This is a genomic window from Herbiconiux sp. 11R-BC, assembly GCF_049472555.1.
In the GTDB taxonomy this organism is placed as follows: domain Bacteria; phylum Actinomycetota; class Actinomycetes; order Actinomycetales; family Microbacteriaceae; genus Herbiconiux.
This window is the reverse complement of the sequence record NZ_JBCEBO010000004.1, coordinates 311,643-334,917: the sequence shown is the minus strand read 5'-3', so window position 1 is coordinate 334,917 and position 23,275 is coordinate 311,643. Positions and strand designations below refer to the sequence as shown.

The 23,275-nt window shown below is 72.7% G+C and carries 22 protein-coding genes and 3 tRNA genes; 17 read left to right on the top strand and 8 right to left on the bottom strand.

Translation table 11 applies throughout. The features are described from left to right. Window positions 1–58 precede the first annotated feature (58 nt). The 4 genes from VD659_RS12465 to VD659_RS12450 all read left to right on the top strand — a co-directional run bounded on the left by VD659_RS12465 (window position 59) and on the right by VD659_RS12450 (window position 5,527). Window positions 59–1,054, top strand: coding sequence for an ATP-binding cassette domain-containing protein (locus VD659_RS12465; RefSeq protein ID WP_423261385.1), 996 nt, complete (start codon window positions 59–61; stop codon window positions 1,052–1,054). Beyond that, window positions 1,054–2,667, top strand: a complete 1,614-nt coding sequence (locus VD659_RS12460) for an ABC transporter permease (protein ID WP_423261384.1) — start codon at window positions 1,054–1,056, stop codon at window positions 2,665–2,667. Before VD659_RS12465 ends, VD659_RS12460 begins: the two co-directional genes overlap by 1 nt. Window positions 2,668–2,754: 87 nt before the next feature. Next, complete coding sequence (locus VD659_RS12455; RefSeq protein WP_423261383.1) at window positions 2,755–3,216, top strand: GbsR/MarR family transcriptional regulator; 462 nt, start codon at window positions 2,755–2,757, stop codon at window positions 3,214–3,216. Window positions 3,217–3,259: 43 nt separating this feature from the next. After that, the gene (locus tag VD659_RS12450) at window positions 3,260–5,527 is read left to right on the top strand and encodes an accessory Sec system translocase SecA2 (RefSeq protein WP_423261382.1); all 2,268 of its coding nucleotides are present in this window, start codon (window positions 3,260–3,262) and stop codon (window positions 5,525–5,527) included. A gap of 237 nt (window positions 5,528–5,764) precedes the next feature. Here the strand turns inward: VD659_RS12450 and VD659_RS12445 are convergent. From VD659_RS12445 to VD659_RS12435, 3 genes are all read right to left on the bottom strand, one after another. Then, window positions 5,765–5,837 (bottom strand) — tRNA-Phe (locus tag VD659_RS12445). Between the two features lie 76 nt (window positions 5,838–5,913). Beyond that, window positions 5,914–5,990: transfer RNA gene (locus VD659_RS12440), tRNA-Asp, on the bottom strand. Between the two features lie 79 nt (window positions 5,991–6,069). After that, window positions 6,070–6,142, bottom strand: a tRNA-Glu gene (locus tag VD659_RS12435). Between the two features lie 133 nt (window positions 6,143–6,275). Between VD659_RS12435 and VD659_RS12430 the strand changes: the two genes are divergently transcribed. Next, entirely contained in the window at window positions 6,276–7,538 is a 1,263-nt protein-coding gene (locus VD659_RS12430) for a M23 family metallopeptidase (RefSeq protein ID WP_423261381.1), read from the top strand. 5 nt (window positions 7,539–7,543) lie between these two features. After that, window positions 7,544–8,809 (top strand): M23 family metallopeptidase, encoded by a 1,266-nt coding sequence (locus VD659_RS12425; RefSeq protein WP_423261380.1) that lies wholly within the window; start codon window positions 7,544–7,546, stop codon window positions 8,807–8,809. Between the two features lie 113 nt (window positions 8,810–8,922). On the opposite strand, the gene VD659_RS12420 is transcribed toward VD659_RS12425, so the two are convergent. Then, on the bottom strand, window positions 8,923–9,417 hold the full coding sequence (locus VD659_RS12420; RefSeq protein ID WP_137837363.1) for an inorganic diphosphatase: 495 nt from the start codon (window positions 9,415–9,417) through the stop codon (window positions 8,923–8,925). 74 nt (window positions 9,418–9,491) lie between these two features. Between VD659_RS12420 and VD659_RS12415 the strand changes: the two genes are divergently transcribed. Both VD659_RS12415 and hpt read left to right on the top strand, forming a co-directional pair. Beyond that, window positions 9,492–10,718: a tRNA lysidine(34) synthetase gene (locus VD659_RS12415; protein ID WP_423261448.1), complete on the top strand. Its 1,227-nt coding sequence runs from the start codon at window positions 9,492–9,494 to the stop codon at window positions 10,716–10,718. Continuing rightward, window positions 10,705–11,256 carry a hypoxanthine phosphoribosyltransferase gene (gene hpt / locus VD659_RS12410; RefSeq protein ID WP_423261379.1) on the top strand — a complete coding sequence of 184 codons (552 nt, stop codon included), beginning with the start codon at window positions 10,705–10,707 and terminating at the stop codon, window positions 11,254–11,256. The genes VD659_RS12415 and hpt overlap by 14 nt, the downstream gene beginning before the upstream one ends. Here the strand turns inward: hpt and VD659_RS12405 are convergent. From VD659_RS12405 to VD659_RS12390, 4 genes are read right to left on the bottom strand one after another with little or no spacing between them, the layout of a single operon-like run. Next, a complete protein-coding gene (locus tag VD659_RS12405) occupies window positions 11,253–11,624 on the bottom strand; it encodes an META domain-containing protein (protein WP_423261378.1) in 372 nt (123 codons plus the stop codon). The genes hpt and VD659_RS12405 overlap by 4 nt on opposite strands. Before the next feature lie 9 nt (window positions 11,625–11,633). Next, window positions 11,634–13,196 (bottom strand): flavin-containing monooxygenase, encoded by a 1,563-nt coding sequence (locus VD659_RS12400; protein ID WP_423261376.1) that lies wholly within the window; start codon window positions 13,194–13,196, stop codon window positions 11,634–11,636. Then, entirely contained in the window at window positions 13,193–14,116 is a 924-nt protein-coding gene (locus VD659_RS12395; RefSeq protein WP_423261375.1) for an alpha/beta fold hydrolase, read from the bottom strand. Before VD659_RS12395 ends, VD659_RS12400 begins: the two co-directional genes overlap by 4 nt. Then, on the bottom strand, window positions 14,113–15,378 hold the full coding sequence (locus VD659_RS12390; protein WP_423261374.1) for a radical SAM protein: 1,266 nt from the start codon (window positions 15,376–15,378) through the stop codon (window positions 14,113–14,115). Before VD659_RS12390 ends, VD659_RS12395 begins: the two co-directional genes overlap by 4 nt. Before the next feature lie 160 nt (window positions 15,379–15,538). Here VD659_RS12390 and ftsH point away from each other — a divergent pair, with 160 nt between their 5' ends. From ftsH to VD659_RS12345, 9 genes are read left to right on the top strand one after another with little or no spacing between them, the layout of a single operon-like run. After that, window positions 15,539–17,551: an ATP-dependent zinc metalloprotease FtsH gene (ftsH, locus tag VD659_RS12385; protein WP_423261373.1), complete on the top strand. Its 2,013-nt coding sequence runs from the start codon at window positions 15,539–15,541 to the stop codon at window positions 17,549–17,551. 9 nt (window positions 17,552–17,560) lie between these two features. Beyond that, window positions 17,561–18,172: a GTP cyclohydrolase I gene (gene folE / locus VD659_RS12380; protein WP_423261372.1), complete on the top strand. Its 612-nt coding sequence runs from the start codon at window positions 17,561–17,563 to the stop codon at window positions 18,170–18,172. Next, window positions 18,169–18,978, top strand: coding sequence for a dihydropteroate synthase (gene folP, locus VD659_RS12375; RefSeq protein WP_423261371.1), 810 nt, complete (start codon window positions 18,169–18,171; stop codon window positions 18,976–18,978). The genes folE and folP overlap by 4 nt, the downstream gene beginning before the upstream one ends. After that, on the top strand, window positions 18,975–19,358 hold the full coding sequence (folB, locus tag VD659_RS12370; protein ID WP_423261370.1) for a dihydroneopterin aldolase: 384 nt from the start codon (window positions 18,975–18,977) through the stop codon (window positions 19,356–19,358). The genes folP and folB overlap by 4 nt, the downstream gene beginning before the upstream one ends. Further along, on the top strand, window positions 19,355–19,900 hold the full coding sequence (gene folK / locus VD659_RS12365) for a 2-amino-4-hydroxy-6-hydroxymethyldihydropteridine diphosphokinase (protein WP_423261369.1): 546 nt from the start codon (window positions 19,355–19,357) through the stop codon (window positions 19,898–19,900). The genes folB and folK overlap by 4 nt, the downstream gene beginning before the upstream one ends. After that, window positions 19,897–20,349: a DUF3180 domain-containing protein gene (locus VD659_RS12360; protein ID WP_423261368.1), complete on the top strand. Its 453-nt coding sequence runs from the start codon at window positions 19,897–19,899 to the stop codon at window positions 20,347–20,349. The genes folK and VD659_RS12360 overlap by 4 nt, the downstream gene beginning before the upstream one ends. A 7-nt stretch (window positions 20,350–20,356) precedes the next feature. Continuing rightward, on the top strand, window positions 20,357–20,866 hold the full coding sequence (locus tag VD659_RS12355; protein WP_423261367.1) for a PH domain-containing protein: 510 nt from the start codon (window positions 20,357–20,359) through the stop codon (window positions 20,864–20,866). Continuing rightward, window positions 20,863–22,542 carry a PH domain-containing protein gene (locus VD659_RS12350; protein WP_423261366.1) on the top strand — a complete coding sequence of 560 codons (1,680 nt, stop codon included), beginning with the start codon at window positions 20,863–20,865 and terminating at the stop codon, window positions 22,540–22,542. The genes VD659_RS12355 and VD659_RS12350 overlap by 4 nt, the downstream gene beginning before the upstream one ends. Then, window positions 22,539–23,243, top strand: coding sequence for a Rossmann-like and DUF2520 domain-containing protein (locus VD659_RS12345; protein ID WP_423261365.1), 705 nt, complete (start codon window positions 22,539–22,541; stop codon window positions 23,241–23,243). Before VD659_RS12350 ends, VD659_RS12345 begins: the two co-directional genes overlap by 4 nt. Window positions 23,244–23,275: the final 32 nt, after the last annotated feature.

Here is a 23,275-nt window from a genome sequence, read left to right as displayed (position 1 = left end):
CGCAACAGTCGGCGTCACAGTATTCACAAAATTGTGAAATGCGCGTAGCGTGCCGGTCATGACCACAGCGTCGGTGACCCCCGTGATCCAGGCCCAGGGCCTCGAGAAGCGATTCGGCCGCGTGCACGCGCTCGCGGGCCTCGACCTCTCCGTCTCCGCGGGCGAGGTGCACGGCTTCCTCGGCCCGAACGGGGCCGGCAAGTCGACGGCCATCCGCATCCTGCTCGGACTCGCCCGGGCCACCGGCGGCAGCGCGCGCGTCTTCGGCCGCGACCCGTGGACCGACGCCGTCGCCCTGCACCGCCGCCTCGGCTACGTTCCCGGCGACGTCACGCTCTGGCCGAACCTCACCGGCGGCGAGGCCATCGACCTGCTCAGCCGGCTGCGCGGAGGCACCGCCGACAAGGCGGCCTACGCGGCTCGAAAGAAGCGGCTCGTCGAGGCCTTCGACTTCGACCCCACCAAGAAGGGCCGGGCCTACTCCAAGGGCAACCGGCAGAAGGTGGCGCTGATCGCCGCCTTCGTCACGCCGGCCGAGCTGCTCATCCTCGACGAGCCCACGAGCGGCCTCGATCCGCTGATGGAGGCCGTGTTCGAGGGGGAGGTGCACCGCGCCGCCGGCGAGGGCAGCACGGTGCTGCTGTCGAGCCACATCCTCTCCGAGGTCGAGCAGCTCTGCGATCGAGTCACCATCATCCGCTCCGGCCGCACGGCCGAAACCGGCACGCTGGAGCAGCTGCGGCACCTCACCCGAACCGAGATCGCCTTCGCCTCGGAGGGGCTGAGCCCGGCGCGGCTCGCGGCGATCCCGGACGCCCACGACCTCACCGTGGCCGGCGGCCGCGTGCGGTTCACGGCTGACAGCGACGACCTTCCCGCGGTGCTCACCGCCCTCGCCGCCCTCGAAGTGCGCTCGCTCACGGTGGCACCGCCCTCGCTCGAGGAGCTGTTCCTGCGCCACTACGGCGACCGGCCCGCGGAGGGCGCGAGCCTCGGTGCCGGCACCGGAGCAGGAACAGGCGCCGGCCCCCGCCACGGCGATGCGGCATCCTGATGCCGGCCCTGCGCATCCTGCTCGGCCAGCGTCTCCGGCGCGACCGCCTGCAGCTGCTGTTCTGGATCGGCGGCACCGCCCTCCTCGCCCTCTTCGCCGCCGTCGCCGTGGCGCAGAGCTACGGCGACCCGGTGGCGCGCGACCAGATCCTCGCGCTCGCGATCTCGAGCCCGGCCATCCTCGTGCTGCGCGGCCTGCCCCAGGGCGGAGGCCTGGCCGCCTTCGTGTTCTTCGAGATCTTCACCTACCTCGCTCTGCTCGCCGGCCTGATGAGCACCTTCCTCGCCGTGCGCCACACCCGCGGCGACGAGGAGTCGGGCCGCGCGGAGCTCGTGGAGGCCACGCCCGCCGCCCGCACGCTGCCGACCGTCGTCACGCTCGTGCACGGCGTCGGGGCGAACCTCGTGCTGGGCCTCGCGACCGCCGCGGCGCTGGTGCTCGGCGGTCTCGAGCTCCGCGGCTCCTTCGTCACCGGTGCCGCCGTGGCCGCCACCGGCATCGCCTTCCTCGGGGTCGGGATGCTCTCCGCCCAGTTCCTGCGCACCTCCCGCGGTGCGAACGGGCTCTCGGTGGCCCTCGTCGGCCTCGCCTTCGTACTCCGCGGCCTCGGTGACGCCCTCGGCACCCCCACGGGCCCGCTCGAGATGACGAGCGCCTGGCCGAGCTGGCTCTCGCCGATCGGGTGGGGGCAGCAGACGGGCGCCTACACGAGCGACACCCTGCTCCCGCTGCTGCTCAGCCTCGGCCTCGCCGCGGTCTGCCTGGCCGCCGTGTTCGCCCTGCAGTCCCGCCGGGACAGCGGCGCGAGTCTCGTGGCCGAGCGGCACGGGCGAGCGGATGCGCGGCCCGCCCTCTCGAGCGCCTTCGGCCTGGCCTGGCGGCTGCAGTGGGGCACCATCCTCGCCTGGGCCGCCGGAGGGGCGGCCTTCGGCTACCTCGCCGGTACCCTCGCGAGCCTCGTGCAGCAGGCGGCCGGCTCCGATCCGGCCATCGTCGGCACGCTCGAGAGCGTCGCCGGCGCGGGCGGATCGCTCACGCAGACGCTCATCGGCGCGCTCTTCGCTTTCGTGGGCGCACTGGCAGCGGCCTGTGCCACGCAGACCGTCATCCGGATGCGCCAGGAGGAGGCCGCCGGAACCGCCGAGCTACTGCTCAGCACCCCGGTCTCGCGTGGGCGCTGGCTGGCCGGCTACCTCGTGCTCGGCGCGCTCGCCGTGCTGATCGTGCTCGCCGCGTCGGCGCTCGTGGCCGCGCTCGGCCTCCTGTCGGCGGGGGAGGACGCGGCCCGCGTCGGCGACGCCTTCGCCGCCGCGGCGGCGCAGCTGCCGGCCGCGCTCGTGTATCTCGGCGTGACCGCGCTGCTGTTCGTGCTGGTGCCGCGCGCGGCGATCGCCGCCGGCTGGTCGCTTGTGGCGCTCGGCATCGTGCTCGGGAACTTCGGTGGCCTGCTCGGTCTGCCGCAGTGGCTGCGCGACCTCTCGCCGTTCACGCACACGCCCGTGGTGGGCGGCAGCGCCGATGCGGGCGGGGTGTTCTGGCTGTCGGCGATCGCGGTGGCGGCGATCGGCGCATCCGTGGTGCTGCTGCGCCGTCGCGAGCTGGCCACGGCGTGAGCCGGCGACGCGACCCGGCGCGCGACCCGGCGTGCGACCCGGCGCGCGATGCGCCACGGGGGCGACGCCGGGTGAGAGGCTGAGGGGATGGCACGGGACGAGGGATCGCTGCGAGCGGCGGTCGAGCAGTCGGCGGCGGTGCTGACCGCCGCCGGGTTCCCGAAGATGCCCGCGCGCGTGCTCATGACCCTGCTCGTGACCGACGACGGCGGCCTCACCGCCGCCGCGCTCGCCGACACGCTCGGGGTGAGCGCGGCCGCCATCTCGGGGGCGGTGCGCTACCTGCAGACCTTCGGCGCCATCCGGCGCATCGCGCAGTCGGGCAGTCGCCGCGACCGCTACGAGCTGGTGGAGGACACCTGGTACACGGCCTCGCTCAAGACCAGCCCGATGTACGGCACGCTCGCGAGCCTCGCCGAGAACGCCGCCGCGGCCCTCGACGCCCCCGGCTCGCCCGCCGCCCTGCGCGTCGACGAGATGGCGCGGTTCTACGGGTTCCTCGACGCCCGCCTGCCGCAGCTCATGGCGGAGTGGGAGGCCGAGCGGTGAGCGCTCCGCGCGGCACTCCGGTTCCCGACGGCGCGGTGCGGCCGTGAGCGCGCTGGGCCGGATGCTGGGGCGCGTGCTCGGGCGGCCCGGCGCCGTCTCCTTCCGCCGCTTCGCCGCCCTGGCCGCTGCCTCCCGCGCGCTCGCCGAGTCGCAGCGCGCCCTCGGCGACGACGCTCTGCGTGCCGCGGCCCAGGCGCTCGGCGAGTCCCATTCGCGGGCCGGCACCCCACCGGTCACGGCCGAGTACCTCGCTCTGGCCCGCGAGGCGGCGGCCCGCACCGTGCACCTCACCGCCTTCGACGAGCAGCTCGTCGCGGCGGCGGCACTCATGGCCGGTCACGCGGTGGAGATGGACACGGGGGAGGGCAAGACCCTCTCGGGGGCGCTGGCCGCCGCGGGCCTCGCGCTCGCGGGCCGGCAGGTGCACGTGCTCTCGGTCAACGACTACCTCGCCGCGCGCGACGCCGAATGGATGCGCCCGCTCTTCGAGGGCCTCGGCCTCTCGGTGGCGACGGTCGGTCAGGCCTCCACCACCGGGCAGCGTCGCGAGGCCTACCGGGCCGACGTGGTGTACCTGCCGGTCACCGAGCTCGGGTTCGACCTCCTGCGCGACCGCTTCGTGGAGCGGCCGGCCGACGCGGTGCATCCGGTGCTCGACGCGGTGATCGTCGACGAGGCCGATGCCGTCATGATCGACGAGGCCACCGTGCCCCTCGTGCTCGCCGGCGACTCGCCGCAGGCCGCCCGGAACATGGAGCGCGCCACCGCGCTCGTGGCCGGGCTGCGCGAAGGAGAGCACTTCGAGGTCGACGAGGAGCGCGCGAACGTCACGCTCACCGACCGCGGGCTCGACACCCTCGAGGCGCGGCTCGGCGGCCTCAACCTCTACGGCGCCGAGGGCGTGCCGCTGCTCACCGAGCTCAACCTCGCCCTGCACGCCCGCGTGCTCGTGCAGCGCGACGTCGACTACCTCGTCGACGAGCGCGGTGCCATCCGGCTCATCGACGCCGGGCGCGGGCGCGTGGCGCGCCTGCAGCGTTGGCCCGACGGGCTGCACGCCGCGGTCGAGGCCAAGGAGGGGCTGCCCGTCACGAGCGCGGGGGTGGTGCTCGACACGGTCACCGTCCACGATCTGCTGGGGGGCTACCAGACTCTGGCCGGCATGAGCGGCACGGTCGTGGCCGTGGCCGAGGACCTGCTCGAGTTCTACCAGCTGCCGGCGGGGCGCGTGGAGCGGCGTGTGCCGAACCGGCGGGTCGACGCGCCCGAGCGCATCCTGCTCTCGGCGGCCGAGAAGCAGCGCGAGGTCGTGGCCGAGGTGCGCCGGCTGCACGCCGAGGGGCGGCCCGTGCTCGTGGGCACGCAGAGCGTGGCGGAATCGGATGCGCTCGCCGGCGCCCTGCAGGCCACGGGCCTCGCCCCGGTGGTGCTGAACGCGCGGAACGACGCCGACGAGGCGGCGATCATCGGCGCGGCCGGTGCCTTCGGCGCGCTCACCATCTCGACGCAGATGTCGGGCCGGGGCACCGACATCCGGCTCGGCGGACCGGACGCCGCCGATCACGACCGGGTCGCGGCGCTCGGCGGTCTCGCCGTGGTGTCGACCGGGCGCTACCCCTCGGGCCGTCTCGACGCGCAGCTCCGCGGCCGGGCGGGCCGGCAGGGCGACCCGGGCAGCAGCGCATCGTTCGTGAGCCTCGACGACGAGCTCGTGCGCACGACGGCGCCCGCACACCTGCTCGCCCGGATCGAGCGCGCGGGCTCCGCGTTGCCGGCCGCCGAGCGCAGCGAGATCATCGCCGACTGCCAGGCGGTGGCCGAGGGGATGCGGCTCGACCGGCATCGCTCGACCTGGGCCTACAACCGTGCGGTCGTGAAGCAGCGGCAGGCGGTGCTCGCCGTGCGCGAGCAAGTGCTCGCCCGGGAGCCGGCCGGCCGCCGGGAGCAGCTCGAGCGGGCGATCGAGCTGTTCGAGCTCGACGACGAGTGGCAGGCCCACCTGGCGCTGCTCGGCGAGGTGCGCGACGGCATCCACCTGCGCGCGCTCGCCGGGCTGGTGCCGGTGGATGAGTTCCACCGCATCGCGCTCGAGGAGTTCGACGGCTTCTTCGAGCGGGTCGCCGAGCGCACGGAGTCGCTCGTCGCGGGGCTCACCGACGACGACCTCGACGGTGGTCTCGCGGGGCTCGGCCTCATCCGGCCCTCCGCAACCTGGACCTACATGATGAGCGACAACCCGCTCGGCTCGCCCGGCGACCGGGCCGTGCGGGCGCTCGGCCAGCGCTGGCGGCGGGCGCTCAACCTCGAATAGGCGGCCTCAAACAGAGGATGCGGGGCCGGCCGAAGCCGGTCTCCCGCATCCATCCCCCCGCCCCAGTCAGACGAGTAGTTGCAACCGGTCCCGATTCCGTTTGCAACTTGAGACTTCAATATCGCATACCCAACGCAAAAAATCCAGCGGACTTTGCTTAGCGGCTTAGCGACGTGACTCGAGACCTCGGGAACGAAAAAAGCCCCCTCCCATGTAGAAGCTAGGGAGAGGGCTTCGTGGCTCCGACGGGCGTCGATCCCGTGACCTCACGATTTTCAGTCGTGCGCTCTACCAACTGAGCTACAGAGCCGAACCGGCGATGTCGCACCATCACTGGCACTATGCCGCTTCCAGCGAAAAGCCCTCCGAATGGAGGGCTTCACGCCTGGCGACCCTGACGGGACTTGAACCCGCGACCTCCGCCGTGACAGGGCGGCACGCTAACCAACTGCGCTACAGGGCCTTACGTTTTGTTGCTGTGTTCCTATTGTATGTGTTGCCCGCCTGGTGCTTTCGCCACAGTTCCGTGGCCCCAGCCTTCGTGACCCCAACGGGATTCGAACCCGTGCTACCGCCGTGAAAGGGCGGCGTCCTAGGCCACTAAACGATGGGGCCGGCGGCGACAACTCATCGAGTATGCCACATCCCCTCCCCGGCCGCCAATCGGCGCTCGCGAGCCCTCGAGTTGGGCACCCGCGGGGGAATGTCCGTGCATTCGCATCGGCCTCGGGTTAGATTCGCCGGAGACATGACCAGCTCGAACTCCCCCGCCCCGCGCCCGCGAGGACGGCGCATCCGCGACGCCGTGGCCACCACGATCGCCGTCGCGACGCTCGTGGTGTCGATCGGCGTCGCCTCCGCGCCCGCCGCGGCGGAGGACTACCCCACCTGGGACGACGTGAAGAACGCCCAGGCCGACGAGGCGGCGAAGAACGACGAGGTCGCGCGCATCAAGGGGCTCATCGACTCGATGAACTCCACCCTGGCGGCCGCGCAGCAGCTCGCCCTGCAGCGTGGCGACGAGTTCAACGCGGCGCAGGAGAAGTACGACACCGCGAACTTCGTGCAGGCCGAGCTCGACGCGCAGGCGAGCGCGGCGGCGGCGACGGCCGAGGCGTCGAACCGGCAGGCCGGCCAGCTCGCCGCTCAGCTCGCCCGCGCCGGAGGCGGCGGCGGCAACCTCAGCATGAACTTGTTCGTGGGCGGCGAGAAGCTCTCGGCCGACCTGCTCTACCAGCTCAGCGCGATGAGCAAGCTCGCCGAGAAGACCTCGCGCATCTACGCTCTGGCGGAGCAGCACCGCAACACCGCCACGGCCCTCACCGCCCAGGCGACGGTCGCGCGCGATGCCCTGAAGGGGCTGGCCGACGAAGCCCAGCGACTCCGCGACGAGGCCGTCTCGGCTCAGGATGCCGCCGCAGCGGCCCTCGCCGAGCAGCAGGACCACGAGGTCGAGCTCACCGCTCAGCTCCAGGTGCTGCAGCAGAACCGGGCGGCCACCGAGGCCGACTACCAGAAGGGCTTCGAGGCACGGGCGGCGGCAGCGCGCGCAGCAGCCGCGGCCGGCCTCCCCAGTCTGCCTCTCGTCGCGGCGAGCGGATGGACGAGTCCCTTCCCCGGCGCCTACTCCTCCGACGAATACGGGATGCGGGTGAACCCGGTCGACGGTGGCTACCGTCTGCACTCCGGCATCGACCTCGTCTACAACGGCGGCACCTGCGGGGCCTACGTCTATGCGGCGGCCGAGGGCATCGTGAACTTCGCCGGCTGGAACGGCGGCTACGGCAACTTCATCCAGATCGACCACGGCGGCGGCATCGCCACCGCCTACGGTCACAACACGCAGCTGCTCGTGGGCAACGGCGACTACGTGCAGGTGGGTCAGCCCATCTCGCTCGCGGGCACCACCGGGAACTCGACGGGCTGCCACCTGCACTTCGAGGTGCGGCAGAACGGCACCGCCATCAATCCACGGCCGTTCATGGCCGCCCAGGGAATCGACTTCGGCTAGGAACCATGCAGACACGAACGACGACCGAACGCCCGCATCCTCTCTCCCGCTTCTTCGCGGGCCTGGCGCTGGCCGCCGGCATCGTGGCGGTCGACGTGCTGCGGGGCGTCGAGCCGGCGTCCGCCGCCGACTACCCGAGCTGGGAGGACGTGATCGCCGCCCGGGCGAGCGAGTCCACCAAGCAGGCCGAGGTGCAGCGCATCCAGGGGCTCATCGCCCAGCTGGAGTCGGAGGCGCAGGCGGCCCAGGAGCTGGCGATGCAGAAGGCCGACGAGTACTCGCTCGCGCAGGAGGCCTACGACACCGCGGTCTACCGCGCCGACGAGCTCGCGCGGCAGACCGACGAGGCCCGGATGCGCGCCGAGGAGTCCAACAAGCAGGCCGGGATGCTGATCACCCAGTTCACGCGGGCCGGCGGAGCAGACCTCACCCTCAACCTCATCGTGGCCGGCGAGGCGACCGACGACCTGCTCTACCAGCTCGGCGCGATGAGCCAGCTCACGCAGAAGACCGGCGCGCTCTACGAGCAGGCCACGCAGGACCGCAACACCGCCGACGCCCTCGGAGCGCAGGCGCTCGTGGCCGAGGCCGAGCTCGAGGGGCTCAAGCTCGCCGCGGCGGCGGCGCTCGAGCAGGCGAACCAGGCGCAGGAGCAGGCCGAGGCGGCCCTCGCGGAGCAGTCGGCGCAGGGGATCGTGCTCGAACAGCAGCTGGCCGCACTCACCTCGGCCACCGCGAAGACGGTGGCCGAGTACGAGGTGGGTGTCGAGGAGCGACGCAAGGCGGAGGAGGCCCGGCTCGCCGCCGAGGCCGCCGCGCGGGCCGCCGCCGCGGCGGAGGCTGCGGCATCCGGTCGCCCCGGCCCCTCGGCGAGCGGCTGGTCGAGCCCGCTCGCGAACCACGTCGTCAGCGACGAGTTCGGCCAGCGCTTCCACCCCATCGCCCTCGTCTGGCGCCTGCACGCCGGCATCGATCTCGTGGCCGGCGGCGGAACGTGCGGCAAGCCGGTGTACTCGGCGGCGGCCGGCACCGTCACGCAGGCCGGTTACAACGGCGGCCTCGGCTACTCGGTGACCATCAGCCACGGCGGAGGGCTCACCACCGTGTACGGCCACAACTCCTCGCTCAACGTGGGCCGGGGGCAGGCGGTCGGCGGTGGCGAGGTCATCGCCTTCGCCGGCACCACGGGCACGTCGACGGGCTGCCATGTGCACTTCGAGACCCGCGTCGACGGCTCGCCCGAGAACCCCCGCAACTACGTGGCCTTCTAGGCCGCCCCCGCCTCCCGAACCCGCCCGCCCTCCTCGCGAGTCGCCAAAAAGCGCCCCAAAGCCGAGGTCTTGGGGCGCTTTTTGGCGACTCGCGAAGAGGTGGCGGGGTGGGGTTAGTGGGAGCCCTCTTCGGCGAGCTTCTTGAAGCCGGCCTCGACGATGGCCTCGGCCTCGGCCGCGTTGCCCCAGCCCTCGATGTTCACGAACTTGCCCGGCTCGAGGTCCTTGTAGCGGGCGAAGAAGTGCTCGATCTCCTTGCGGGTCTGCTCCGGCACATCCTCGATGTCCTGGATGTGCGCCCAGCGCGGGTCCTTGAAGGGCACCACGACGACCTTGGCGTCGGAGCCGGCCTCGTCGCTCATGTTGAGCACGCCGACCGGGCGCACCTTGACGCCCACGCCCGGGAAGGTGGGGTACTCGAGCAGCACGAGCGCGTCGACGGGGTCGCCGTCCAGGCCCAGGGTGTTCTCGAAGAAGCCGTAGTCGGTGGGGTAGACGAAGGTGGTGAACAGCACACGGTCGAGGTAGACCCGGCCGGTCTCGTGGTCGACTTCGTACTTGTTGCGGCTTCCCTTGGGGATTTCGACGACGACATCGTAGGCGGCCATGTGCTCCTGCTCCTCTGGTGTGTGCTGGCGCGCGGAATCCGCGCCGGAAACTGCAATAACGTTACTGGATGAGCATGAACGAGCGCCGACCTCGGCTCACGCCCGCGATGGCCGACGTGCGCCGGGCCGTGCGCGAGTGCCTGGAGGCCGCGGGTCTCGCCAACGGGGCCGCGGTGCTGCCGGCGGGAGCCGGGGCATCCGCCGCGACTCGCGAGGACGGCGACGGGATCCTGCGCGAGCAACCGGGGGCCGACGTCCTGGTCGCCCTGAGCGGTGGCCCGGATTCGCTCGCCCTCGCCGCGGCGACCGCCTTCGAGGCGCCGCGGGCGGGCATCCGCGCCGGTGCGATCATCGTCGACCACGGACTCCAGGACGGCTCGGATGCGGTGGCCGCCGAGGCGGCTCGGCAGGCGGGCGCTCTCGGCCTGGCTCCCGTGCTCGTCACGCGCGTGCGGCCGGCCGAGGGATCCTCCTCCGTCACCGGCGGCGTCGAGGCGGCCGCCCGCGACGCCCGCTACGCGGCGATCGACGATGCGCTCCGCACGACCGGCGCCCACGCCGTGCTGCTCGGGCACACCCTCGACGACCAGGCCGAGACCGTGCTGCTCGGCCTCGCCCGCGGCGCCGGAGCCGCGTCGCTCGCGGGCATGGCGACGGTCACCGGGCCACCCGACGCCGACGGGGATGCCCACGCGTCCCCCGCTTCCGCCGCGCCCCCCGCCTCCGGAGGTCTCCGCGCTCCCGCTGTCCCGCGTGGCGCGCGGCTGCGTCCCCTGCTCGGCATCCGCCGCTCCGAGACCGAGGCGTTCTGCGCCGATTCGGGGCTCGAGCCGTGGCACGACCCGCACAACGCCGACGAGCGGTTCACCCGCGTGCGGGTGCGGCGTACCGTGCTGCCCGTGCTCGAGGCCGAGCTCGGGCCCGGCATCGCGGAGGCGCTCGCCCGCACGGCGGAGCAGCTCCGCGAGGACGACGACGCCCTGCACGCGATGGCGATCGAGACCATCGAGGAGATCGTGGAGCCCGCCGAGGCCGGCATCGCGATCTCGGTGGCGGCGCTCGAGGCGAACCCGCCCGCGCTCCGCAACCGCATCATCCGCTACGTCGTCGACGCCGAGTTCGGGGTCTCGCTCTCGCGGGTGCAGACGCTCGCGGCGGTCGCGCTCGTGACCGGGTGGCACGGGCAGAAGGGCGTCGATCTGCCAGGGATTAGAGTGGTGCGGCAGGCGGGCCGGCTCGTCTTCAGCGCGGCGGCGAACGAAAGCCAGAACGAAGGGAACGACTCGCATGGACATCACTGACGTGGCCGACGACATCACCGAGGTGCTGCTCACCGAGGAGCAGATCGCGGGAAAGATCGCCGAGCTCGCGCGGGCCATCGAGGCCGACTACGCCGACGACGACCTGCTCATCGTGGGGGTGCTGAAGGGCGCCGTGATGGTGATGGCCGACCTCGCCCGGGAGCTGCGCATCCAGGTCAACATGGACTGGATGGCGGTGAGCTCCTACGGTTCCGGCACCCAGTCGAGCGGCGTCGTGCGCATCCTGAAAGACCTCGACACCGACCTCACCGGCCGCACGGTGCTGATCGTGGAGGACATCATCGACTCGGGGCTCACCCTGTCGTGGCTGCTCGCCAACCTGCGCTCGCGCGGGGCGAAGTCGGTGGAGATCTGCGCGCTGCTGCGCAAGCCCGAGGCCGTGAAGGTGGAGATCGACGTGAAGTACGTGGGCTTCGACATCCCGAACGCGTTCGTGGTGGGTTACGGCCTCGACTACGCCGAGCGCTACCGCAACCTGAAGTCGATCGGGGTGCTCGCCCCGCACGTGTACGCCTAGGGCGCCTTCGGGAGGGTGCCGATCTTCGCGCCCGTCGCGTCGGAGACCACGAGCTGGCCGCCCGTGACCTTCGCGGTACTCGCGCCGCCGAGCCACTGCGTCGTGCCCGGGCAGGCCATGAGGGTCGAGGCCAGGGCGCCGAAGGTGGCCACGTCGTTCGACGCGGTCCAGGTGCCGGTGAGCGAGTTGCAGCCGTCGGTGCCCGAGACCGTTCCGTCGGAGCTCAGGACGAGCGAGGGCTGGCCTGCCGCGCCGGCGTTGCCCCACGTGCCCACGAAGGGGCTGGTGGGGGCGCTGCACCCGGAGAGCGCCGCGAGGAGCGCGATCGCGATCACGGCGGGGACGACTCTGAACCGGCTCTGCTTCATGACGCGAGTCTAGGCGGGCGGTGAGGCGACCGGCCGTGGCGGGTCGAAGACGGCGGGGGAGAAGGCGGCGTTGCGGGCGCGGAAGCTGTGGGCGAAGTCGGGCCAGAGCAGCGTGAGACGGCCGTTGCGCGCATCGACGTACCAGCTGTTGCACCCGCCCGTGAGCCAGACCGTGGAGGCGCTGAGCTCGTCGACGGCGCGGGTGTACTCCTGCTCGGCCTCGGCGGTGACACTCAGCACGAGTCCGTCGTTCGCCGCGCTGTGGTGCAGGGCACCGAGGATGTAGTCGATCTGCGCCTCGATCATGTAGACCGCCGAGTTGTGCCCGAGACCGCCGTTCGGCCCGTTGATGACGAAGAGGTTCGGGAAGCCGGCCATCACGGTCGACGCGAACGCCGTCATCCCGCCCGCCCAGTGATCGGCGAGCAGCTGCCCGTCGCGGCCGCGCGTGAGTCGGGCGTAGGGCTGCTCGGCCGAGTGGAAGCCGGTCGCGAACACGAGCGCGTCGACCTCGTGCTCGCCGCCGTTGCGCGCCACGAGCGTGTTGCCGCGGATGCCCGCGAGCGCCGAGGGCTCCACCGTGACGTGGGGCTCGGCCACCGCCGGGTAGTAGTCGCTCGAGATGAGCACGCGCTTGCAGCCGATCTCGTAGTCGGGCGTGAGCTTGGCGCGCAGGCCGGGGTCGGAGACCTGCGACTCGAGGTGCGCGAGCGCGCGGGATCGGGCCGCGGCCGTCGCATCCGCATCCCCGGCCCTCTGCGCGAAGGCCTCCTCGGCCTTCCAGAACAGGCGCGAGCGCACCCGTTCGAGCTCCTCCGGGTCGCGCGCGAACAGGGAGCGCTCGGCCGCCGAGTAGGCGCGGGTGTCGCGCGGGATGATGTAGGGCGCGCTCCGCTGCATCACCACGAGCTCCGAGGCCACGGCGGCGAGCTGCGGCACGATCTGGATGGCGGAGGCGCCCGAGCCCACCACCGCGATCCGCTTGCCGGCGAGCTCGGCCGTGTGGTCCCAGCGCGCGGAGTGGAACATGGGGCCGTCGAACCCCTCGATGCCGGGAACATCGGGGATGCGCGGTTCGGTGAGGCGCCCCGCCGCGAGCACCACGGCGTCGGCCGTGAAGGCGCCGCGCGTGCTGTCGAGGCGCCAGAGGGCGGCGTTCTCGTCCCAGTCGAGACCGAACACCTCGGTGTCGGTGAGCAGGTGGGGCAGCACGCCCTCCTCCCGCGCGGCCGTCTCGATGTAGCGGCGGATCTCGGCCCCCGGGGCGAAGACGCCCGACCAGTCGGGGTTGGGCCGGAACGAGTAGCAGTAGAGGTGCGAGGGCACGTCGCAGGCCACCCCGGGGTAGCTGTTGTCGCGCCAGGTTCCGCCGACGCCCGAGCCGCGCTCGAACACGAGGTACGACGACTCTCCCTGGCGTTGCAGCCGGATGCCGAGGCCCACCCCGGCGAATCCGGCGCCGATGACGGCGACGCGCACGTGGGCGACGGGGTGCGCCGGTGCCGTCCCGGGGGCGGAACGGGGAGCGGTGGCCGGGTCGGGAGCGGCACCGGAGTCGGTGGGGTCGATCATGGCCGGCTCCGCTCGACGATCGCGCCGGCCGGGTGCCGCCGGGGCTCGGCGAGGAACGCGTCGACGAGGCCGAGCACCTCGGCGGGGCGCTCGCGCAGCACGCCGTGGCCGCTCTCGACCTCGGTGTAGCGCGCATCCGGGATCGCGGCGAAGAGCAGCCGGGTCTCACGGGCGGTGGCGATCTCGTCGTGCGCGCAGCCGATCACGAGGGTCGGCGCCGTGATGCGGGAGGCGAGGGTGGCGAGATCGAGCGGGATGGACGGCGCGGCGCGGCGGTCGTGTGGCGATCCCGGTGCGCGCGCGGACGCGGAGGTGAGGTCGGCACCCGGTGCGCCGGCCCGGGCGTGCGAGGGTGCAGGTGCAGGTGCAGGTGCAGGTGCAGGTGCAGGTGCAGGTGCAGGTGCGGAGGCGGTGACGAGGGCGGGGGTGGCGGCGAGGCGCACGAGGGCGGCCGAGCGCTCGTCGACGCGGGGCAGGGCCGCGGAGTCCCAGCCCTCGGCGCTGTACAGGGCGCTGCGCTGCACCTCTGCGAGGGCATCCGGGTCGGTGCGCGCGAGCCGCTGCCAGAGCGAGGCGAGGGCGACGAGCTTGGGCGAGGGGCTGAGCCAGCCGGCGATCAGCACGAGCGCCGAGACGCGCTCCGGATGCTCCGCCGCGAACACCGCAGCGGCGACGGCCCCGACGGAGTAGCCGATCAGCGCGGGCGGGGTGCTGGTGGCGTTCGCCGCGGCGCCGACCCGCGTCGTCAGCTCGGCCACGGTGGGCGTCGCGGGGAGATCGTCGAAGGACGCGGTGGTCACGGTGCGGCGGCGGCCGAGCATCGGCCCGAGGAAGGAGAAGTCCGCGGCGTCGCCGGAGAGCCCGGGCACGAGCACGACGCGCGGGTCGCCGCCGGACTCGGCGCGCGCATCCGTCGTCACGGTCGGGCCGCCGGTGCTGAGTGGCCCGACCCTGACGCGATGGCGCCGGCCGCGCGGGAAGCCGTGGGCGGACCACCGGGGGCGGGGTCGGCTTGCGCGGCGTGCCGACCCGCGCCCGCACTCTCGGCGGTGCGGGCCGCCTCGAGGCGTTCGGCGGAGGGCTCGCCGTAGACCGTGGTGCGCTGCCGGGCGGGGCGGCCGAGGGCGGCCGCGGTGCGCTCGATGTCGGCGATGCTCAGCGAGCGGCCGTACTCCACGCCGGCGGTGGGCAGCACCCGCCCGTCGTAGAGCGTGCCGCCGAGGTCGTCGGCACCGCTCGCGAGCATCACCGCCGAGGGGCCGAGGCCGAGCTTGGTCCACGGCACCTGCAGATGGTCGATGCGCCCGAGCAGGGCGAGCCGCGCCACGGCCGTGACCGCCCGGTGCTCGTCGAGCTCGGAGCGTGCGGTCACGAGCGGCTCGAGCTCGGGGAACGGCATCGGCACGAACTCGGTGAAGCCTCCCGTCTCCTCCTGCAGCCGCGCGAGCGTGCGCAGGTGGGCGACGCGGTCGGCCGGGCTCTCGCCGCGCCCGTAGAACATGATCGACGTCGAGCGGAAGCCGAGCCCGTGCGCCGTGCGCACCACCTCGAGCCAGCGGTCGACGGGCAGGTCGCCGGGGGCGAGGCTCCGCCGCTGGGCCTCGTCGAGCAGCTTGACGCCCGTGCCCGGAACCGAGTCGACCCCGGCCTCGCGCAGCGAGGCGAGGAACTCGGGCATCCCGAGCCCCGAACGGCGTGCGCCGTCGACGAGGTCGGCGGGCCGGAAGGCGTGCAGGTGCAGTCCGGGCCGGCGGCCCTTCACCGCCCGGGCGATGTCGGCGTAGACGAACGGATGCGCCGGGGTCGTGCCCGCGTGCGCCCCGTCTTCTCCGACGGCCGGCACGGTTCCCTGGATGCACACCTCGGTGCCGCCGAGCTGCCAGGCGTCGTCGGCGATGTCGCCGATCGCGGCGAGGTCGAGCACGCGGGGCGCGCCGGCGTGCGGCCCGCTCGGCGGGGGCACGGATGCGCCGAAGAGATCGGAGGAGACGTTGCGGTTCACGACGAAGCGCACGGCCTCTCCGACGGCCTCGCGGCGGAGCGCATCCGCGAGCCCGGTGAGGGCGTCGAGCTCCTCGCCCTCGGCGAGGAGGAGAGCCGCGAGCTCGGCGTCGGTGAGCGAATCGGGCGTGACGGACGCCCGCGCGAGCGCGGTGCGCACAGCCGGAATCGAAGACGACATCGAACCGAGCTTAACTCCGGCGAGACCACGCCGAGGGCGGCCCCGCGCTCACGTTACGCCCACGGGGAACATGGAGGCGGCGTCCAGTCCTCGACGGGTACCCTTGCACCACGACCTAAGCACTGTGCCGACCCCATCGGCACCATAGCGGTGAAGAGACATGAATCCGAAACGCATCCTCCGATCTCCCATTCCGTACATCCTCCTGGGTGCGATCGCGCTGTGGATCGGCTTCAGCCTGATCACGAGCGTGGGCTACCAGCAGGTGACCACGCAGGAGGGGCTCGGATTCCTCTCCAGCGGCAAGGTGTCGGAGGCCACCATCATCGACGGCGAGCAGCGCGTCGACATGACTCTGGCCAACCCCGACAGCAAGTACGGCTCGAAGGTGCAGTTCTACTACGTGGCTCCGCGCGGCACCGAGGTGGTGCAGGCGGTCACCAGCGCGAACCCCTCGAACGGCTTCAACGACCAGGTGCCCCAGCCCAACTGGTTCCTCTCGGCCCTCGGCCTGCTGCTCCCCATCATCCTGATCGGCGCCTTCTTCTGGTTCATGCTCTCGGGCATGCAGGGCGGCGGCAACCGCGTGATGCAGTTCGGCAAGTCCAAGGCGAAGCTCGTCACCAAGGAGTCGCCGAAGGTCACCTTCGACGACGTCGCGGGCGCCGAGGAGGCGCTCGAGGAGCTCGAGGAGATCAAGGACTTCCTGAAGGAGCCGGCCAAGTTCCTCGCCGTCGGCGCGCGCATCCCCAAGGGCGTGCTGCTCTACGGCCCTCCCGGCACCGGCAAGACCCTGCTGGCCCGCGCGGTCGCGGGTGAGGCGGGCGTGCCCTTCTACTCCATCTCGGGTTCCGACTTCGTGGAGATGTTCGTGGGCGTCGGTGCGAGCCGCGTGCGCGACCTGTTCCAGCAGGCGAAGGAGAACTCGCCGGCCATCATCTTCATCGACGAGATCGACGCCGTCGGCCGCCATCGCGGCGCCGGCATGGGCGGCGGTCACGACGAGCGCGAACAGACGCTGAACCAGCTCCTGGTGGAGATGGACGGCTTCGACGTGAAGACGAACGTCATCCTGATCGCGGCCACGAACCGCCCCGACATCCTCGACCCGGCGCTCCTGCGCCCGGGCCGCTTCGACCGCCAGATCGGCGTCGACGCGCCCGACCTGAACGGCCGCAAGAAGATCCTCGAGGTGCACGGCCGTGGCAAGCCCCTCGCCGCCGGCGTCGACCTCGAGGTCGTCGCCCGCAAGACGCCGGGCTTCACCGGCGCCGACCTGGCGAACGTGCTCAACGAGGCCGCGCTGCTGACCGCGCGTTCGAACGCCCAGCTGATCGACAACCGCGCGCTCGACGAGGCCATCGACCGCGTGATCGCCGGCCCGCAGCGCCGCACCCGCATCATGCGCGACCAGGAGAAGCTGGTCACCGCCTACCACGAGGGCGGCCACGCCCTGGTGGCCACGGCGATGAACTACACCGACCCGGTGACGAAGATCACGATCCTGCCCCGCGGCCGTGCCCTCGGATACACGATGGTGCTGCCGCTCGAAGACCGCTACTCGGTGAGCCGCAACGAACTGCTCGACCAGCTCGCCTACGCCATGGGCGGTCGTGTGGCCGAGGAGATCGTGTTCCACGACCCCACCACCGGCGCCTCGAACGACATCGAGAAGGCCACCGGCACCGCCAAGAAGATGGTGACCGAATACGGCATGACGGCCACGCTCGGCGCGGTCAAGCTCGGTAGCGCCTCCGGCGAGATGTTCCTCGGCCGCAACATGGGCCACGAGCGCGACTACTCCGAGAGCCTCGCGCAGCAGGTCGACGCGGAGGTGCGCGCACTCATCGAGGCGGCGCACGACGAGGCGTGGGCGGTTCTGAACGACAACCGCGACATCCTCGACCGGCTGGCCGCCGAACTCCTCGAGAAGGAGACGCTCGACCACGAGCAGCTCGCCACGATCTTCGAGGGCGTCAAGAAGCTGCCGCTCCGGCCGCAGTGGCTCTCGAGCGAGCGCCGCCCGGTGTCGAGCCTCCCGCCCGTGCAGTTCCCCACGGCGAAGGCTCCGATCGACGGCTCGGCCGTCGACGGCGGCGTCGACTCCGACCCGGAGCCCGAGGCCAAGCCGAAGCGCGCGCCGCGCATCAACCCCCGCCCCGCCACCGCCTAGGCCCGCCCCGTGGCATCCGTCGACAAGGAGCGGATCGAGGCAGCGGTCGCCGAGATCCTCGCCGCCATCGGCGAGGATCCGGCGCGCGAGGGGCTCGCGGAGACGCCTCGCCGGGTCGCCGCGCTCTACGCCGAGCTGTTCGGCTCGGTGGGTGCAGACCCGGCGGCCGCGTTGGGCTCGACCTTCGGTGCCCCCGACGGTGGCGGCCACGCCTCCGCGCAGCCCGTGCTGATGCGTGACATCACCTTCCGCTCGGTATGCGAGCACCACCTGCTGCCCTTCGAAGGCGTGGTGCATGTGGCCTACGTGCCGGGCGCCGTCGTGGCCGGGCTCGGCTCGGTCGTCGCCGTGGTCGAATCCGCCTCCTCGCGCCCGCAACTGCAGGAGCGCCTGACCGACGACATCGCCGACGCGCTCGAACGCGGACTCGGAGCGAGTGGTGTGCTCGTGGTGGTCGACGCGAAGCACGGCTGCGTGAGCGCCCGCGGGCCGCGCCAGACCCGCAGCACCACGCTCACGCTCGCAGCCCGCGGCTCGCTGGCCGAGCCGGCGGCGCGCGCCGAGACGATCGCCCTGATCGGCACGGATGCTCCGCGCCACGTGACGGGGGAGACCGCGTGACGCAGATCCTCGGCATCCTGAACGTGACGCCGGACTCCTTCAGCGACGGCGGTCTGTGGCTCGACCGCGAGGCCGCCGTGCGGCACGCGCTCGGCATGGTGGCCCGCGGTGCCGACATCATCGACGTGGGCGGCGAGTCCACCCGGCCGGGCGCCCAGCGCGTGGCGGTCTCGGAGGAGAAGCGACGTGTGCTCCCCGTGGTGCGCGAGCTCGTCGACAAGGGCGTGACGGTGAGCGTCGACACGATGAACGCCGCGACCGCCGCCGCCGCGCTCGACGCCGGGGCCGCCATCGTGAACGACGTCTCGGGCGGCCTGGCCGATCCGGAGATGGACGACGTGGTGATCGAGTCCGGCGCCCGCTTCGTGGTGATGCACTGGCGCGCCCATCTCGACAAGACGCACCCCCCGGCGCGCTACGACGACGTGGTGGCCGAGGTGGTGGGCGAGATCGAGTACCGGGTGGCCGAGCTCATCGTGAAGGGCGCGCATCCCGATCGCCTGATCGTCGACCCCGGGCTCGGCTTCTCGAAGAACGCCGACCACAACTGGACGGTGCTGGCGCACCTGGACCGGCTCGCCGCCCTCGGCCTGCCGGTGCTCATCGGCGCGTCGCGCAAGCGCTTCCTCGGCGAACTCGTGCCCGGTGGGGCACAGTTGGGGGAGCGCGATCTCGCCTCGGCCGTGGTCGCGGCCCTCGCGGCCCACGAGGGCGTGTGGGGCGTGCGCGTGCACGACGTCTCGACCACCCGCACGGCGCTCGAGGTGGCGGCGGCGTGGAACCGTGGAAAGGATGGGCGACGATGACCGACCCGATCGACCGACTCGACCTGCTCACCCTCACCGGGCTCGAGGTGTTCGCCCACCACGGCGTCTTCGACTTCGAACGACGGCAGGGGCAGCGCTTCGTCATCGACGTGGCCCTGCGTCTCGACACCCAGGGCGCGGCCGCCGGCGACGACCTCGCCCAGACGGTGCACTACGGCGAGCTGGCCGAGGAGATCGTGGCGGCGGTGGCGAGCGACCCCGTCGACCTGATCGAGACCCTCGCCGAGCGGGTGGCGGGGGTCGTGCTCACGCATCCGCCGGTCGCCGTGGTGACCGTGGTCGTGCACAAGCCGGATGCGCCCATCACCGTGCCCTTCGCCGACGTCAGCATCACGATCACCAGAACGGCCTCCGTATGAACGCCCAGCCCGTCGACAGCGTCGACCGTCGCACCATCCACCTGCCCGCGGTGCTCGCCTTCGGCAGCAACCTCGGCGACCGCGAGGCCACCATCCGGGCCGCCTTCGCCGATCTCGAGGCCACCCCGGGCATCGAAGTCACGGCCACCTCGCAGCTCTACGAGACGATCGCGGTGAAGCCCGAGGGCATCGACCCGGATGCCCCGGAATACCTCAACGCCGTCGCCACCATCCGCACCAGCCTGCTGCCCGAACAGCTGCTCGACGCGGTGAACCGCATCGAGCACGAGCACGGGCGGGTGCGGGCCGAACGCTGGGGAGACCGCACGCTCGACATCGACATCGTGACCTTCGCCGACGTGACCCGCGACACGGAGCGGCTCGCGCTGCCGCATCCGCGCGCGGCCGAGCGCGACTTCGTGCTCGTTCCATGGCTCGAGATCGACCCGGATGCCATGCTCCCCGGTCGCGGCCGGGTCGATGCCCTGCTGAGCGCCATACCGGGCAGCACCCTGCGCCCGTACGCGGGGGAGCGCCGATGAGGCACACGCATCCGCTCACCGTGGTGATCTACGGCGTGGTCGGCATCGCCGCCGGCTTCGTGCTCGAGGTCGCCCTCGCCGCCGCCGGGATGCCCGTGCTCATCCCGCCCTACACGCTCACGATCACCCTCGTGGCGGCCGCCGTGATCGTGGTGGTGCTCGCCGTCCCGATCCGCCGCTCGATCCGGGGAACCTCGAAGGCGCGCATCAACCCTTTCCGCGCCATGCGCATCGTGCTGCTCGCGAAGGCCTCGGCCCTCGTCGGCAGCCTCATCGCGGGCTTCGGCCTCGGCGTGGTCGGCTTCCTCCTCACCCGGCCGGTGGTGGCCGACGTGAGCTCGGTCTGGCCGGGGATCGCCACCGCGCTCGCGGGCGTCGTGCTCCTGACGGCCGGCCTCGTGGCCGAACGGCTGTGCACCTTGCCGCCGGATGAACCCGAGACGAAATGAGAGTCGCGTGTCCGCACCCGACGACGGCGCTCCGCCGCCGCAGAGCCGCCTGAGCATCGGCGGCGACTGGCATCGCGTCAGCCCGAAGCTGCTCGGGGTGGAGATCGCGTCGGGCGTCGTCGGAACCCTGGTGCTCTGCGCCATCACGGTGCCGTTCATCCTGCTCGGCACCTGGTTCGGCTGGCCGGCGCTCGGCCTGGCCGTGCTGATCGGTGTCGTCACGCTCGCCCTCGCCCCCCGGCGGGTGCGCGCGATCGGCTACCAGCTGCGCGCCGACGACCTCGTGTTCCGGCGGGGCATCATGTTCCACCGGGTGGTGTCGGTGCCCTACGGGCGCATGCAGCTCATCGACATCAACCGCGGGCCGGTGGCCCGGGCCCTCGGGCTCGCCGAGCTCAAGTTCGTGACCGCGGCCGCCTCGACGGGGGTCTCGATCCCGGGGCTCGTCGAGGCGGAGGCGAACGCCCTGCGTGACGAGCTCGTGGCGCTCGCCGAGTCGCGCCGGGTGGGGTTGTGACCGCGCTCACCGACGGTGAATGGCACCGGCTGCATCCGGCGACCCCGCTGCTGCGGGGCGGCATCATCCTCGTGGCCATCCTCGGCTTCGTGCTCGCGAACTTCCGGGAGCGGCTCGTGGACTGGGTGTTCGGAGCGCCCGACCTGCCCGGAGACCCGCTGCAGACGGCCTACGAGCGCGGGCAGATCGGCATCCTCTCGCTCATCGTGGTGGGCGGGCTCGTGCTCGGCATCGTGATCTTCTATGCCTCGTGGCGCACGCACAGCTTCCGGGTGGGCGACGACGTCGTCGAGGTGCGCAGCGGCATCCTGTTCCGCACCCACCGGCGGGCGCGGCTCGACCGCATCCAGGGCATCGCCATCAGCCGCCCGCTGTTCGCCCGCCTGTTCGGGGCGGCGAAGCTCGACATCAGCGTGGCGGGGCAGGACGCGAAGGTGCAGCTGGCCTACCTCCGCGGCGGCGACGCCGACCGGTTGAGGCAGGACGTGCTGATGCTCGCCTCGGGGGTGCGGGCCACGGATGCCGGCGGGCCCGCCACGGCAGGCGTCGTGCCGGTGGCACCCTCCGAGTCGCCCGCCTCGGCCGGTATCGTCGGCCAGCGCGTGCGCGAGCTCCTCGCCCCCGAGCGCGATCCGGGACTCGCGCCGCCGGAGTCGGTGGTGAGCATCCATCCGCTGCGGCTCATCGCCTCGCTCGTGCTGAGCAGCTTCACGGTGGGGCTGCTGGTCGTGGGCGCGTTCATCATCGTCACCTCGCTGCTCGGCCGGCGCGAGTTCTTCCTGATCCTGATCCTGCCCGGCGTGCTGGGCGCCCTCGGCTACTACGCCAACCGCTTCACGAAGTCGCTGCGCTACAGCATCGCCGCCACCCCGGACGGCGTGCGCATCGGCTACGGGCTGCTCTCGACGAGCAACGACACCCTCCCGCCGGGCCGCATCCACGCCATCGAGGTGAGTCAGCCGCTGCTCTGGCGACCGGCGAACTGGTGGATGATCCGCATCAACCGGGCGGGCGCCGCCGGCGAGGGCAGCGCGCAGGCGAGCACGACGATGCTGCCCGTCGGCACGGTCGAACAGGTGCGCAAGGTGCTCGGGCTGCTGCTGCCGGGCTTCGCGAACGAGGAGGCCCGAGCCCTCGTGCTGGCCGGGATGACGGCGCGATCGGGGTCGGGCTTCACCGACGCCCCCGCGCGCGCCTGGCCGCTGCGGCCGTTCTCCTGGTGGCGCACCGGCTTCGCCGAGGCGCCCGGCGCCGTGCTGCTGCGCTCCGGGTTCGTCCGGCGGCACCTCTCGGTGATTCCGCTCGCGCGCGTGCAGAGCCTGCGCATCTCGCAGGGGCCGGTGCGGCGGGTGCTCGGCCTCGTCGAGCTGGGTGTGCACACGGTGGCGGGGCCGGTGCGGGCGAGCATCGACGTGGCCGACGGCGCGGTGGGCGCTGCGGCGTTCGAGCGGTGGACCCACGAGGTCGTGCTCGCGGAGGCCGCCGACCGCAGCCATCGCTGGGCGTCGGGCGGCGCGGCTCCCGGAAGCGGAGCGCATCCCGGGGGCGGAGCGGATCCCGGGGGCGCGCATCCCGGGGGCGGCGCGCAGGTCGACGGCGGGGCGCATCCCGGCGGCGGCCCGCAGACGCACGGCGGAGCGCATCCGGAGCCCGGCGTGGCAGGATCGAACGCGTGAAGCCCTCCGAACGCTCCGGCCGCCTCGGCGTCGGCATCATCGGCGCCGGCCGGGTCGGCCCGGTGCTCGGCGCGGCCCTCGCGGGCGCCGGCCACGCCATCGTGGGCGTCGCCGCGATCTCGGAGGAGAGCCGCGAACGGGCGGACGCGATGCTGCCGGGCGTACCGATCCTCACCATCCCCGAGCTCGTCGAACGCAGCGAGCTCGTGGTGCTGGCCGTGCCCGCCTCGGAGCTGCCCTCGCTCATCGCGGGGCTCGCCGAGACCTCGACCTGGCAGATGGGCCAGCTCGTGCTCCACACGGCTCCCGGGTTCGGCGTCGACGTGTTCGGCCCGGCGCGCCCCTCCGGCATCATCCCGCTCGCCGTGCATCCGGCGATGTCGTTCACGGGAACCAGCGTCGACGTGGCGCGCCTGGCCGGAACCTACTTCGCCGTGACCGCTCCCACCGCCGTGCTGCCGATCGCCCAGGCGCTCGTGGTGGAGATGGGCGGCGAGCCTGTGGTGGTCGCCGAGGCCGACCGAGCCGCCTATGCGGAGGCCATCGAGACGGCCACCACGTTCTCCAGCGCCATCGTGGAGCAGGCCGCGGGGCTGCTCGCCGAGATCGGCGTCGAGGGGCCGGGGCGCGTGCTGGCGCCGCTCGTGCGCTCCTCGGTGGAGAACGCGCTTGCGCGCGCGGGTGGTTCTGTTCCCGGGTAGCATCGAGTGGCCGGGCGCGCAGAGCGCACCCG